This is a genomic window from Larkinella knui, from assembly GCF_003858645.1.
Classification (GTDB): domain Bacteria; phylum Bacteroidota; class Bacteroidia; order Cytophagales; family Spirosomataceae; genus Larkinella; species Larkinella knui.
On the sequence record NZ_RQJP01000005.1, the window covers coordinates 253,843 to 268,017 of the forward strand.

The 14,175-nt window shown below is 51.9% G+C and carries 10 protein-coding genes; 6 read left to right on the forward strand and 4 right to left on the reverse strand.

Going from position 1 to position 14,175, the window contains the following annotated elements; genetic code table 11:
• Positions 1–121: 121 nt before the first annotated feature.
• Both EHT87_RS23445 and EHT87_RS23450 read left to right on the forward strand, forming a co-directional pair.
• Positions 122–2,503, forward strand: a complete 2,382-nt coding sequence (locus EHT87_RS23445) for an ABC transporter permease (RefSeq protein ID WP_124909114.1) — start codon at positions 122–124, stop codon at positions 2,501–2,503.
• Between the two features lie 78 nt (positions 2,504–2,581).
• Entirely contained in the window at positions 2,582–4,990 is a 2,409-nt protein-coding gene (locus tag EHT87_RS23450) for an ABC transporter permease (RefSeq protein WP_124909115.1), read from the forward strand.
• 38 nt (positions 4,991–5,028) lie between these two features.
• On the opposite strand, the gene EHT87_RS23455 is transcribed toward EHT87_RS23450, so the two are convergent.
• On the reverse strand, positions 5,029–5,610 hold the full coding sequence (locus EHT87_RS23455; protein ID WP_185716332.1) for a DoxX family protein: 582 nt from the start codon (positions 5,608–5,610) through the stop codon (positions 5,029–5,031).
• 192 nt (positions 5,611–5,802) lie between these two features.
• On the opposite strand from EHT87_RS23455, the gene EHT87_RS23460 reads away from it, so the two are divergent.
• Entirely contained in the window at positions 5,803–8,166 is a 2,364-nt protein-coding gene (locus tag EHT87_RS23460) for an ABC transporter permease (RefSeq protein WP_124909116.1), read from the forward strand.
• Positions 8,167–8,278: 112 nt separating this feature from the next.
• Entirely contained in the window at positions 8,279–9,406 is a 1,128-nt protein-coding gene (locus EHT87_RS23465; RefSeq protein WP_124909117.1) for a mannonate dehydratase, read from the forward strand.
• Between the two features lie 34 nt (positions 9,407–9,440).
• On the opposite strand, the gene EHT87_RS23470 is transcribed toward EHT87_RS23465, so the two are convergent.
• The 3 genes from EHT87_RS23470 to EHT87_RS23480 all read right to left on the reverse strand — a co-directional run bounded on the left by EHT87_RS23470 (position 9,441) and on the right by EHT87_RS23480 (position 10,964).
• Entirely contained in the window at positions 9,441–9,938 is a 498-nt protein-coding gene (locus EHT87_RS23470) for an SRPBCC family protein (RefSeq protein WP_124909118.1), read from the reverse strand.
• Entirely contained in the window at positions 9,935–10,255 is a 321-nt protein-coding gene (locus EHT87_RS23475) for an ArsR/SmtB family transcription factor (protein ID WP_124909680.1), read from the reverse strand. The genes EHT87_RS23470 and EHT87_RS23475 overlap by 4 nt, the downstream gene beginning before the upstream one ends.
• Positions 10,256–10,496: 241 nt before the next feature.
• Entirely contained in the window at positions 10,497–10,964 is a 468-nt protein-coding gene (locus tag EHT87_RS23480; RefSeq protein ID WP_124909119.1) for a hypothetical protein, read from the reverse strand.
• 198 nt (positions 10,965–11,162) lie between these two features.
• On the opposite strand from EHT87_RS23480, the gene EHT87_RS23485 reads away from it, so the two are divergent.
• Positions 11,163–11,501 (forward strand): PadR family transcriptional regulator, encoded by a 339-nt coding sequence (locus EHT87_RS23485; protein WP_124909120.1) that lies wholly within the window; start codon positions 11,163–11,165, stop codon positions 11,499–11,501.
• Between the two features lie 53 nt (positions 11,502–11,554).
• Positions 11,555–14,170: an ABC transporter permease gene (locus EHT87_RS23490; RefSeq protein ID WP_221622064.1), complete on the forward strand. Its 2,616-nt coding sequence runs from the start codon at positions 11,555–11,557 to the stop codon at positions 14,168–14,170.
• The last annotated feature ends 5 nt before the right edge of the window (positions 14,171–14,175 follow it).

Genomic DNA, 14,175 nt, shown 5'->3' on the forward strand with positions numbered 1-14,175 from the left:
CGATGAAACGGATTAAAACTGATTTTTATCCGTGAAAATCCGCCCAATCGGTTCAATCCGCGTTCCCATCAATTCAGATCGGGTTGCAGGATTTCGGTAAACAAACAGACTCAAAAAGCACATGCTTCGCAATTACCTCAAAACCACCGGCCGTAGCCTGCTCCGTAACCGGAATTACGCCCTCATCAACCTCACCGGGCTGACGCTGGGGCTGGGTGTTGCCATCGTGTTGTTCTGGATCGTGCGGTTTGAATACAGCTTCGACCGGTATCACGCCAACGCCGACCGGCTCTACCGGCTGATTGCTGTCGACAAGTTCGGCGAGAAGGGAACCTCCGTTCCCCAGGGCGTGATCAAGGCACTTAACGAACAGGTTCCGGGAGTCGAAGTGGCGGCCAACGCCTACGGCTACGGTTCCAAGGGTTTGCGAGTGGGGCAAGCGATTTTCAACGTTAAACACCTCTTCTTTGCGCCACCTCGGTTTCTGGAAATGATCGATGTGGACTGGGTGAAAGGCTCCCCGCAGCAGTCGCTCAGTCAGCCCTATCAGGTGGTGCTGGACGAACCGACAGCCCGGCGGTTTTTTAACACCGATGATCCGCTGGGCAAAACCATCCGGTTTAACAACCAGATCGATCTGGTGGTGTCGGGCATCATCCGCAAAGCGCCCGTCAATTCGGAATTTCAGTTTCAGGTGCTGGCGTCCCGCGAGACGCTGAAACGGATCGAACACGAGTATACCAACGAAGAATACTGGGGTGGGGGCGATTCGATGCACCACGGCTACGTGGTTCTGAAACCGGGTGTTTCGCCCTCCGCCGTCGAAGCAACTCTGAAGCAACTGGCCCGCCAGCACCAGAAATACTCCGCCCTGACCGGGTTTGAACTTTTGCCGATTACCGAGGTTCACCGCAACACGGAAACTGACCCCGATCCGTTCAATTACGTCATTCCGCAGTGGATGCTCAACACGCTGGCCGCCATCGGTCTGTTTCTGGTGATCATTGCCTGCATCAATTTTGTCAATCTGGCCACGGTGCAGGCCGTTCAGCGAAGCCGCGAAATTGCCGTCCGTAAAGTGCTGGGCAGCAGCCGGAAGCAGCTGATGGTTCAGTTTTTTGGCGAAACGGCTTTTCTGGTTTTTGCCGCCATCGGCCTGGGCAGTTTGCTGGCTACGCAACTGATCCGGTATGCCGACCAGTTGCTCAACACGCAGGTTGCGCAGTCGACCGTCTGGGATGCCGGGGCTATCGGGTTTCTGCTGGTGTTGGGCATCGTCGTCACGTTTCTGGCGGGTCTGTATCCGGCGTTGGTGCTGTCCGGTTTTCAGCCGGTGAAGGTGTTGCGGGGGCGGTTTTACATCCCCCGACCCCGGGGAGTTTCGCTGCGCTCCTCGTTGGTGGTGACGCAGTTTGTCATGGCCCAGGTGCTGGTCATCTGTACCTTGATCGGTAGCAAGCAAATCCGGTATTTTTACGAAACCGACCTGGGTTTCGATAAGAAAGCGATTGTAACGGTGACGATGCCGGACAAAGGCAACGGCGTTTTGCGGGAGCGATTCCGGCAGCAGTTGCTCCAGCATCCGGAGGTGAAGGATGTGGCTTTTGCGCTGACCACCCCGTCGAGCAACCACAACTGGTGGTGGCGATCCGTGCATCACCGCAACCTGCCCAATGGCGAATACCAGTTCCGCGTTCAATACGTCGATACGAATTACTTCCACTTTTTTAAAATACCGCTCATCGCCGGTCGGTCGTGGACCCGGGCGGATACGAATACCGTCGCGGTGATCAACGAAAAAGCCGCCCGGGATTTGGGGTATCCGAATCCCGAAAAAGCCGTTGGTGAACAAATCAACCTGGATGGAAATCAGCCGTTTACGGTCATGGGCGTCGTCAAAGACTACCATTCGCAAAGCCTGCGGTCGAGTATTGTGCCGCACGTTTTCCTGTATGCCGACTGGAATTTTCAGCAGGCCAGTATCCGGATCGACGCCAGGCAGCAGCCCAAAGCGTTGCAACACATTGAACAACATTGGAAAGCGCTTTTTCCGAACTATTATTTTGAAGCCAACTTTCTGGATCAGGACATTCGGGCTTTCTACGACGACGAACGCAAACTGACCAACTTCCTCACGCTCTTTGCCGCCGTCGGCATCCTGATTGGCAGTCTGGGTTTGTTCGGATTGGTGTCGTTCGTCGTCACGCAGAGGACGAAAGAAATCGGCGTTCGGAAGGTGTTGGGAGCGACTGTCGCCAGCATCGTTTCGCTGTTGTCCCTAGATTTCCTGAAACTGGTTCTGGTTGCTTTTGCCATTGCCGCGCCGATTGGCTGGTACGCCATGAGCCGGTTTTTAGAGGAATACACGTACAAAATTGCCATTGAATGGTGGGTGTTTGCCCTGGCGGGTGGTCTGGCCGGATTGATCGCCCTGCTGACGGTTTCGTTCCAGTCGGTCAAAGCCGCACTAACAAACCCGGTAACCTCACTGCGTTCGGAATAAAGAGTTAAGAGTTAAAAATCACCATTCCTGTTTTTAACTCTTAACTCTTCATTTTCAGCTCATAACTCTTAACTAAAAATGCTACAAAACTATCTCAAAATCGCCTGGCGGAATTTGTGGAAAAACAAGGTTTTTTCAGCCATTAATATCATTGGACTCGCCATCGGAATGGCGGCCTGTATTCTGATCCTGTTGTTCGTGACGTACGAAAACAGTTTCGACGGAATTCACAAAAAGAATATTTACCGGCTCGATGAAGTGCAGAAATTTCCGGGTATGGTAGCACCGCAAAATGTGGCGTTATCCATGTTTCCGATGGGGCCAACGCTGACCAAAGAATACCCGGAAATCCGCAATTTTGTCCGCGTTCGGCCCAATCAGAAAGTGCGGTTAACGTACGGAACTAAAAAGATCGTCATGCCCCAGATGTTGTGGGCTGATTCTTCTTTTCTGCAAATCTTTGATTTTAAACTACTCAAAGGCGACAGGGAAACGATCCTGAAAAACCCGAATAGCGTGGTATTGACGGAAGAAAGCGCGGCTAATTTCTTCGGAAAAGAAAACCCGATCGGCAAAACCCTCGTGCGGTATGATTCCGACACCATCGCGTTTAAAGTGACCGGTATTCTTGAAAATACGCCCAAAACATCGCATTTACAGTTCGATGGGGTATTCTCGTTCAATACGTTTGTTAAACCCGATGCGATGAACAACTGGGGTGGAAACTGGCTGGTGACCTATCTGGAACTGGCTCCCAATACCGACATCGCGGCCCTGGAGAAAAAGTTTCCGGCATTCCTCAAAAGACACATGAATGGTGAAGGCTGGAAATTTTACGAATTGTTTCTCCAACCCCTGAATGAAGTGCACGATAACTCGGTGTCGATTACGCATGATTACCTCAATTTCCAGAAATTCGATAAAAATTACACGTACATCTTTTCGGTCATTGCCATTATCGTATTGCTGATTGCCTGCATCAATTTCATGAATCTGAGCACGGCGAAATCGTCCGGCAGAGCGAAAGAGGTCGGTATTCGGAAATCGGTTGGGGCCGAACGAACGCAGTTGGCCGGTCAATTTATCGGCGAATCCATTCTATTGTCTTTTATCGCTTTGGTATTTGCGATCGTACTGGTTAAATTATTTCTGCCCTTTGTCGTCGAATTAAGTCAGCGGGAACTGGATTTAGCCGTGTTTACAAATCCCTTGCTCCTGATTTTATTTATCGCGTTCGCTGTTTTAATCGGTGTCATTTCCGGCAGTTATCCCGCCTTTTTCCTTTCGTCGTATCAGCCTACCAAAGTGTTGAAAGGCAGCCTGGAACTTGGTAAAAACAAAGGTTCATTCCGGAATATGCTGGTGATCGGCCAGTTTACCGGAGCGGTTTTTCTGATTATTGCGACGGCTTTTGTCGTAAAACAACTGCGGTATATGGAACACCAGGACCCCGGTTTTTCCCGTGATCAGGTGATTGTTGTTCCCTTAAATGCCAACACAAATCCGAAATACGACGCCATTAAACAGGAGCTTCTGTCGAATTCACTGATCACAGGCGTTACGGGTTCGCAGCAACGGCTCGGCAATAACCTGCACCAGACCGGGGTTAAATTTCACGGTGATGGACCGGTTCGCGAACTGGCCACGTCGCAGATAATTGTCGATCCGGACTATCTGACGCTCTATAAAATCCCCATTATCGCCGGTCGGAATTTTTTAAAAGACAGCAAAACCGATAACGCCAGAGCATATATTATCAACGAAACACTGGCCAAAGAACTGCTGAAAGAACAACCCAAAGCTACGATACAATCGCTGATCGGGCGGAACTTCGGCTTCGGCGGAATGGATTCACTGGGGCGAATTGTCGGGGTGGCAAAAGATTTTAATTTCAACTCGCTCCACCATAAAATTGAAACGCTTTGCATCTTCGACCAGAAGGATTGGGGCTACAGTGAAATGTCGATTCGGATCAACGGAAAAAATGCGCCGGCCGCCGTTGCCTACGCGAAATCCGTCTGGGCGAAACTCGCGCCCGACCAACCGTTTGACTACTCCTTTCTGGATGAGCATTTTGCCGAGCTTTACCGGGCCGACGGTCAGGTGAGCGAAATCGTGGGCATTCTGGCTTCGCTGGCGATCATCATTTCCTGCCTGGGCCTGTTCGGACTGGCTTCGTTTTCGGCGGAACGGCGCGTCAAGGAAATAGGCATTCGCAAGGTATTGGGCGCTTCAGTAGCCGGTATTATTGCGCTGCTTTCGCGGGATTTTCTGAAGCTGGTGCTGTTTGCCATCCTCATTGCGTCGCCCATCGCCTGGTATGCGATCGATAAATGGTTGCAGGATTTTGCCTACCGGATCGACATCGACTGGTGGGTGTTTGTGCTGGCCGGGGCGCTCGCCGTTTTCATTGCCCTGCTGACGGTTTCGTTCCAGTCGGTGAAAGCCGCTCTGATGAATCCCGTGAAGAGCCTGAAGAGTGAGTAAAAAACGGTTATTCGCCGGAGAGTCCCGTGCACGCACAGCTAGTTTTGGCGGATGGCTTGTGACAGACTGGGTTTGAAAATGGCATCGGGTTTATACACACCTGGTATTCGTTTGAACAAGGTGCTTTTCATGCTCTGGGGTTCCGCAACGATCCGGGCTCCGGTCCAGGTAGAGGCAATAATCAGACCGGCGGCTATCAAAACGATATCCTTGATGATATACTGGGCTTCCAGGGTGGGGGCGTGGAGTGGTCCGGGGAAAAGCTCGGCCGGATAGAGCACCAGGGGCGACATCGCCCCCAGCATCTGCGCCCCCATCAGCCAGACGCCGACGCGCAGAAACCGACCCGAAATAAAACAGATACCGATGATGCATTCGAGCGTGGCCACAAGGTCCATCGCACCGTGTCCGCGCAATTGACCCAAGGTGAGAACGGTCGTCGTTTTCGTAGCCAAAACCTCGATTGGGCTGATACCGGGAAAAAATTTCAACACACCAAAACCCAGAAAAACCAGGCCCAGGCTGACCCGTAAAATAGGAATGCTGTAGGTAACTAACCAGCGGTTCATGCGGGTGTCCAGGCGGTCGAAATGATCGAAAAGTCGGGCGATGGTTTTCATAGTGCTGAGTGGTCAGGGTTGGGAGCGTTTTTGATATTAACGATACGCAGTCCTTTCTGGATTGCTGGTTAGGATACTCCTGTTGTAAGGGGTTGACAGTCAGCTACTATTCTTGCCGCCTTGTGCAACTATCGGGGTTGGAAAAACATCTTTTAAACACTTTTCATTTTCTGCGCTAATCATCTCCAGCCTATGTTTCGCAACTACTTCAAAATCGCCTGGCGTAATCTGAAACGCAACAAAACGTTTTCGTTAATCAACATCCTTGGCCTGGCGCTGGGCATGGCCTGTAGTCTGGTTATTCTGCTGTGGGTGCAGGACGAACTGGCGATGGACCGGTTTCACGCGAATGACGACCGGATTTATCGGGTCATGGAAAATCAGGCCTGGGCCGGGCAGGACGTTAGCTCAACGCCCGCGACACCCGGTATTCTGGCCGAAAACCTGAAGAAAGATTTTCCGGAAGTCGAGAAAGCCGCCATGATGACGTGGGAGCAAAACATCCTGCTGACGGTGGGCACTACATTTGGCAAAGAAAACGGTCGCTATGCCAGCGGTGATTTCCTGACCATCTTCTCGTTTCCGCTTAAACAGGGCGACGCCCGCACCGCCCTGGCGCGGCCAGACGGTATTGTAATTTCCGAAAAACTGGCTCACAAGTATTTTCCCAACCAGGATGCGCTGGGAAAAACCATCCGTGTGGACAATACCGACGACATGATGGTGACCGGGGTGATGGGGGCGTTGCCGGAAAACAGCTCGCTGAAATTCGATTACCTGGTTTCGTGGGAGCGGTTTGTCAAAAACAACAAGTGGGTAAAAGAATGGGGAAACAATGGCCCCCGAACGTTCGTTTTGCTGAGCAAAAAAGCCGATCCGGACAAGCTGTCGGCCAAAATCAAGGACTACATCAAGCAGAAAACGAACAGGCAAACCAACAACATCGAGCTGTTTCTGCAAAAAAGCAGCGAAGCCTATCTGCACTCCAATTTCAAAAGCGGGAAGCTCGATGGCGGTCGGATCGAATACGTCCGGATGTTTATCATCGTGGCGGTTTTTATCCTGCTCATTGCCTGCATCAACTTCATGAATCTGGCCACGGCGCGCTCGGTCAAGCGGGCGAAGGAAGTGGGCGTACGGAAGGTGGTGGGGGCCGAACGGTCTTCGCTGATGGGCCAGTTTGTGGGCGAATCGCTGCTGATTTCGTTTCTGGCCCTGTTTGTTGCCCTGCTGGTGGTGGTGCTGCTGCTGCCGATTTTTAACGAGCTTACCGAAAAGAAACTCACCTTCCGGTTCGCCGATCCGGTTTTCTGGCTGGTTCTGCTGGGACTGACGCTCGTAACGGGTGTCGTGTCGGGCAGTTATCCGGCCTTGTTCCTGTCGTCGCTAAAACCCGTCGTTGTGTTGAAAGGGGTTCTTAAATTCAAACCCAGCGCGACGCTCTTCCGCAAGGGGCTGGTGATGTTTCAGTTTTCACTGTCCATTATTCTGATTGTGGGAATGATCATTATTTACCGCCAGATTCGGTACATCCAAACCAAAAATCTGGGTTTCGATAAAGAAAATCTGGTTTACATGCCGCTGGAAGGCGATTTGCAGAAGAACTACCCAACCTTCCGCAGCGAGCTTCTGACGCAGCCGGGCATCAAGGCGGTTTCCACTTCGTGGTCGGACCCGCTGGAAGTGGGCAGTTCCACCATCGGTGTCACCTGGCCGGGGAAAGACACCACGCAACGGATTTTGTTCAACCAGACCGCCGTGCATTACGACTACCTCAAGACGATGGACATCCGGCTGAAAGAAGGCCGGGCGTTTTCACCCGACTACAGCACGGACACCACCAATTACCTGATCAACGAAGCCGCAGCCCGGAAGATCGGCTTTAAAGATCCGGTGGGCAAGGAAATGACGTTCTGGGGCCGGAAGGGCATCATTGTGGGCGTGGTGAAGGATTACCACATCAATTCGCTGCACGTGGCCATCGAGCCGCTGATTCTGCACATGCAGCGGAACGAATTCTCCGGCGTGGTGCTGGTTCGGGCCGAAGCCGGCCGGACCCGCGAAGCGCTGGCCAGCCTGGAAAAGACCTTCCGAAAATTCAATCCGAAATACCCATTCGAGTATAAGTTTACGGATCAGGAGTTTGGCAACAACTACAAGAGTGAAAACATCATCAGCAAACTGGCGAATTACTTCGCGTTTCTGGCCATTTTTATCTCCTGTCTGGGTTTGTTCGGGCTGGCGGCTTTCACGGCCGAGCAGCGCACGAAGGAAATCGGCATCCGGAAAGTGCTGGGCGCCAGCATTTCCAACATCGTGCTGATGCTTTCGAAAGATTTCCTGCTGCTGGTGCTGCTGTCGTCGCTGGTGGCCCTTCCGGTTTCGTGGTGGGCGATGGACAACTGGCTGAAAAAGTTTGAAAACCGCATCGACATCGAATGGTGGATGTTTGCCGCAGCCGTTCTGGCTTCCCTCATCATTGCCCTGATGACCATCAGTTTCCAAAGTATCAAAGCCGCCCTGATGAATCCGGTGAAAAGCCTGAAGACGGAATGATGGGTCAGAAATGAATGATGGATGATGAATGATGGATGATGAATGGGCTGACGCACATCATCCATCGTTCATCGTTATAGGTAAAAGCGTGCCGGGATTTTCTTTCGGTTTTATGGAAACTTCACGTCGCGATTTTCTTAAAAAAGGGACTTCTCTGGCTGCCCTCACGGTGGGCGGTATTCCTTCGGCTTCGGCCGCTCCGAAGCGGAATGGAGCAAAGCCGCCTGCCGATTCAGGGCCACTCAAAGATGCCGGCATGCAGCTGTGTGAAGCGTATTTCAGCGGGATGAATGAGCAGAAAATCGCGCTCACGAAGCAGATGGCGGTTTTTGGAGCGGTGGGCGGTATCAATCCCGGAATGGTCGGCCTGAAGGACGTCAAGCCCTGGGAGCCCAAAGCGGTTTTGGCGGTGAAAGAAGCCTGGGAGAAAGTGGGCCTGAAATTAAGCGTTATCGAAGGGCCGCCTTCGCTGGGCGAAAAAACCAAGCTCGGGCTGGCGGGTCGGGACGAGGAAATCGCCAACTTCATTACGTTGATGAAAAGCCTGACGCAGGCCGGAATCGACACCATTTGCTACAACTGGATGCCGGTGATTGGCTGGTACCGCACGCAGAACGACCGTCCGGGTCGGGGAGGGGCGCTGGTGACGGCTTTCGATTATGAAGCGATCAAGGATTTGCCGCTGACCCAATACGGCGCAGTGTCGAAGGAAACGCTGTGGAAAAATCTGGAATACTTCCTCAAAGCCGTGGTGCCCGAAGCCGAGAAGGTCGGGATGAAACTGGCGATGCATCCCGACGATCCGCAGGTGGACAGCATCCGGGGCATTGCCCGCATCATGAATACCGTCGATTCCTTCAAACGTTTGCTGGATCTGTATCCGAGCCCGAGCAATGGCATTACGATGTGTCAGGGCAATTTTGCCTTGATGGGCGACGATATTCCGACCCTCATCGAGTACTTCGGAAAGCGCCGGAAAATCCATTTCGTCCATTTCCGGAATGTGCGGGGCGGCAAGTTTGCCTTCGAGGAAACCTTTCACGATGAGGGCATGATCGACATGTACCAGGCCATGAAAGCCTATTACGCCGTCGGTTTCAAAGGGCCGATTCGTCCCGATCACGTGCCGACGATGTACGGCGACAGCAACCAGAACCCCGGTTACAGCACCATCGGAACGCTCTACGCGCTCGGTTATATGCGTGGTTTGATGGAAGCGGTGAGCAAGCGGAGAACCTGATCCCGTTAAGAATGAAGAATTAAGAAAACGAAGATCATTTTTGCGATAAGGTTGCCAACAGGCCTTCCAGATTTTTCAATGTCATCATAAAACCTTCTTTGAAGCCCATTTCAATCATCTTCTCCATGCGTTCAAGGGATTCATTATAAATCGTAACGCTCACTTTTGTCTTTCCATTTCCTTCAATAAAATTCAGATCCCATTCGGAACCCGGCAATTCAGGATTTTCATTCTCGTCGGCAAAAGCATTCAGAAATTTAAAATTGGTTTTCGGGCTAATCGACGTGTATTTCTGAATGGACCAACGTTCCTGTCCTTCCGGGCTGACCATAGCATAGAACCTTCTTCCGCCCGGTTCAAAATTCATCACTTTTGTTTTTGAGGACCAGGGCTTGGGTGCCCACCATTGATCAAGAATTTCAGGTTTGGTAAAAGCATCCCATACCAGCGAAAGATCGGCATCAAATTCCCGGTTTATAAATGCCGTTTTTTTTGATTTGTCCAGTGTAAAATCAAATAATAAATCGTTCATTTTTTCTGGTTTTTAATGGTTGATAATACGTCGTCAAGTTGATTGAAGCGGGTTTCCCAAATTTTTCTGAATTGGTCAATCCATTTATCGATCTCTCTCATCTTTTCAATTTCAAGTGAGTAGTAAATTTCCCTGCCCTGTTGTTCCTGTCTGACCAGTTGGCATTCTGTCAATATTTTAATATGCTTTGATACCGCCTGTCTGCTTGTCTGGAAATGTTCGGCAAGGGCATTTGGTGTCATGGCCTGTATGGCAATCAATGCTATAATTGCTCGTCTTGTCGGGTCGGCAATAGCTTGAAAAATGTCTCTTCTTATTTCCATTTTTAACTCATTTGCAACCACATAATTGCAAATATAAATGCAATCACATGGTTGCGCAAATTTTCAGTGAATTATTTTTTGTCAGGATGAAAATGTCAGGATCTTGAAGTGGTTGGGAGTGGCAAGAGCCTGACTGCTAGGGAGAATCCCAGCGTGGGCATTCATTCTTATTCATTCAAATGGCGTTTTGTGATTTAATGCCTGCAAAAAATGGCCTGGAAAATCCAAACATCTCTTACTGCTTGATGGCAATGAACGTTGCTATTTCTGCAATCAGGAGGCTGAAATGGGTGGATTCCAAACCGGGTGTTTCGAAGGCCAGAAAGAATTCGTCGGACAGAATGAAAGCCGCCCATAAACCGGTCGTCACCGTCAGCGCGCGGTAGGCTGCGGCTTGCTGCGCCGGCGTTTGGCGAAGGATTGCCACGAAAGCCTGCCAGAGTAAAACCGCTCCCACGCCCTGCCAAACGAGCACACCGGCGAAGAAAAGCCCGGCCAGCCAGGTCGGCGAATGGTAAATCCCGACAACGGTACGAACCAGTTCAAAATTTCCGGAAACAAAAGTCCAGCCGGACGGCAGCAAACCGAGCGCTTTGAGCGCATCGGTGCTGTTGCTGCACAGCACCATCGAGAAATAAAGAGCCCAGAAAAGGAGCAAAACCGCCTGGATGCGTTGGCCGGCAAGTTGGTGATTTTTTGCCATGAGATACGGATGGATTTACGGATAGGGTAATAAGCGGTTTTGCCGGATTTTCTAACCGGTTCGGCTGTTCACCACCGGACAGCGACTGTCCGAAATCGTACAATCTCGCGGCTTCCAACCCCTTTAAAACCGCTTCTGAGGCCGATTTTGTAAGTTGGCAAGGCATTTGATCAGCAAAGATAGAACTAATTGACAGCGATGAAACGCAGCTATTTGGGCGAGTTTGAAGAAATCGTATTACTAACCGTGGCCGTCATGGAAGGCGGAGCGTACGGCGTTGCGATCACCCACGAAATTAGCGAGCAGACCAGCCGCTCGGTGCGACTTAATCAGGTCCATGCGGCTTTGGAACGGCTGGAAGATAAAGGCATGCTGAAGTCGGAGATGGGCGAGCCTACCGCCGAGCGCGGGGGCCGGCGGAAACGGCTGTTTACGGTGACGGCCTATGGCCGCCGGACCTTGCAGGAGATCCAGGATGTCCGCGCCACCTTATGGACGCGGCTGCTGAATCCGTTCAAACCGGCTACGAGTCTGTAAAAAGGAATGGATACACCTTCCGAAATCCGCTGCGCAGTTCATCATTTATCCGTATGACCAAACCACCCCGACTCGCCGACCAACTGCTCGAATTTTTCTGCGCTCCCCACCGGCTGGAGGAGGTGCAGGGCGACTTGTACGAGGAGTTTGCGTATCAGGTTCGGCGGGTGGGCGAACGGCGGGCCCGGGGCCGGTATTGGTGGAGCGTGCTGGGGTTTCTGAAACCGTTCGCGATCAAACGAAAACAGACGGTATTGCGTCCCAATGAACATTTAACAACGAATGCAATGAACCCAACGATGATCAGTAACTATTTCAAAATTGCCCGGCGGAACCTGGTTCGCAACAAAGCGTTTTCGGCCATCAATATGGTGGGGCTCGGATTGGGCATGGCGTGCAGTCTGCTCATTCTGCTGTGGGTGCAGGACGAACGCAGCGTCGACGGGTTTCACGCCAATGGCAACCGGCTTTTTCAGATTTATGAGCGCGGGTATTACGACGGCAAAGTAGAGGCAGCGTATGAAACCCAGGGACTGCTGGCGGAGGAATTAAAACGGGTGATTCCCGACGTTGAATTGGCCAGCGGTCTGGAGCGGAGCCGAACCGTCACCCTGGAAGCGGGCGCGAAAGTGAGCAAAGCCGACGGGTCGTTTGCCGGGGCCGATTTCTTCCGCATGTTCAGTTATCCGCTGGTGCAGGGAACGCCCGAAACGGCATTGACGACGCCGGAAGGCGTTGCCATTTCCCGAAAAATAGCGGAACTGTTTTTTGGAACGCCCGAAAAAGCCCTGGGTAAATCGATTCGCTACGAAAACCGCGACGATCTGATGGTAACGGCGGTTTTTGAGAATCTGCCCGCCAATTCGTCGCAGCAATTTGACTTTTTGCGAAGCTGGAAGGCGTATGTGAAAGAAAATCAGTGGGTTCATAACTGGTCAAATACAAGCCCTGAAACGCTCGTGCAACTTCGTCCGGGGGCCGACCCGGCAAAAGTCGAAGCCAAAATCAAGGATTTTATTTACCAGTACATACCCAAAACCAAAGGATCGCGCACCGAACTTGCCTTACAACCCTATCCCGAAAAGTACCTGAATGCCACGTTTAAAAACGGCCAGGTCGACGGCGGGCGCATCGGATACGTCCGGCTTTTCAGTCTCGTGGCGGTTTTTATTCTGCTCATTGCCTGCATCAATTTCATGAATCTGGCCACGGCCCGGTCCACCCGGCGGGCGAAGGAAGTGGGCGTGCGGAAGGTCGTCGGAGCGGTTCGGTCCGCCTTGATCGGGCAGTTTATGGGAGAGGCCGTTTTGCTGGCGTTTTTCTCGGGTATCCTCGCGGTTTCGCTGGTGTTGATTCTCCTGCCCGCCTTCAACGCGCTGACCGGCAAGCAGTTGGTTCTGCCGGTCGGGCAGCCGGTTTTTTGGGCCAGTCTGGTCGCCTTGCTGGTCCTGACCGGCTTGGTATCGGGGAGTTATCCGGCCCTGTTTCTGTCGTCGATGAACCCAATCCGGGCCTTGAAAGGGCGCATCCTGTCGTCGGGATCGGGCGTGACGTTTTTCCGGAAAACTCTGGTGGTTTTTCAGTTTTCGCTCTCCCTTATTCTCATTGTGGGCATGATCGTGATTTACCGGCAGATGGGCTATATCCAGTCGAAAAATATCGGGTATGATCGCGAAAACCTGCTGTATGTTCCATTAGAGGGCGAACTGGTCAAAAAATACAATCTGTTCAAGGAACAGGCGGGTCAACTGCCGGGCATCCGGACCATTTCGAGAATGAAAGAATCGCCGACCGTGATTGGCCACCACGTGGGTGACATCAGCTGGGTTGGCAAAGAGCCCAGTCTGTCCGTACCGTTCGCCGATGCCGTGGTGGGGTTTGATTTCCTGAAAACCATGAACCTGAAACTCGCCGAAGGCCGTGATTTCTCCCGGGAATTCGGCACCGATTCGCTCAGCTTTATGGTCAATGAAGCGGCTGTAAAGAAAATTGGCTATAAAAACCCGATTGGGCAGCCGATGTGGTGGGGAAACCGGCAGGGTAAAATTATTGGCGTGCTGAAAGATTTCCACTTCACTTCCATGCACCAGGCCATCGAACCGCTGATTGTCCGGCTGGATGAAAACACAAAATGGGGCAGTATTCTGGTTCGGACGGAAGCCGGCAAAACCAAAGAAGCCCTGGCCAGTCTGGAAAAAATCTGCAAAGAACTGAATCCCAATTTTCCGTTTACCTACCAGTTTTCGGATCAGGAATACGCCAAATTGTACAACAGTGAGCAGGTGGTCAGCCAGTTGGCCAATGCCTTTGCGTTTCTGGCCATTTTCATTTCCTGTCTGGGCTTGTTTGGGCTGGCGGCTTTTACCGCCGAACAGCGCACCAAAGAAATTGGCGTCCGCAAGGTGCTGGGAGCCTCGGTTCCCAGTATCGTGGCGCTGCTGTCGGCCAACTTCCTGAAACCGGTCGCCATTGCCATGCTCATTGCCTTTCCAATTGCCGGGTATGCCATGAACCGGTGGTTACAGGGCTTTGCCTACCAGATCAGGATCGAATGGTGGATGTTCGCGGTGGCGGGTTTGCTGACGGTGGGAATTGCCCTGTTGACGGTCAGTTTCCAAAGCATCAAAGCCGCCCTGATGAATCCGGTCCGCTCCCTGCGTTCGGAATGAAGAAT

Coding starts and splice junctions, on each gene's coding strand:
- EHT87_RS23470 (WP_124909118.1), bottom strand. CDS start 9,938: ATGAACGATTTATTATTTGATTTTACACTGGACAAATCAAAAAAAACG.
- EHT87_RS23455 (WP_185716332.1), bottom strand. CDS start 5,610: ATGAAAACCATCGCCCGACTTTTCGATCATTTCGACCGCCTGGACACC.
- EHT87_RS23490 (WP_221622064.1), top strand. CDS start 11,555: ATGACCAAACCACCCCGACTCGCCGACCAACTGCTCGAATTTTTCTGC.
- EHT87_RS23485 (WP_124909120.1), top strand. CDS start 11,163: ATGAAACGCAGCTATTTGGGCGAGTTTGAAGAAATCGTATTACTAACC.
- EHT87_RS23465 (WP_124909117.1), top strand. CDS start 8,279: ATGGAAACTTCACGTCGCGATTTTCTTAAAAAAGGGACTTCTCTGGCT.
- EHT87_RS23445 (WP_124909114.1), top strand. CDS start 122: ATGCTTCGCAATTACCTCAAAACCACCGGCCGTAGCCTGCTCCGTAAC.
- EHT87_RS23480 (WP_124909119.1), bottom strand. CDS start 10,964: ATGGCAAAAAATCACCAACTTGCCGGCCAACGCATCCAGGCGGTTTTG.
- EHT87_RS23460 (WP_124909116.1), top strand. CDS start 5,803: ATGTTTCGCAACTACTTCAAAATCGCCTGGCGTAATCTGAAACGCAAC.
- EHT87_RS23450 (WP_124909115.1), top strand. CDS start 2,582: ATGCTACAAAACTATCTCAAAATCGCCTGGCGGAATTTGTGGAAAAAC.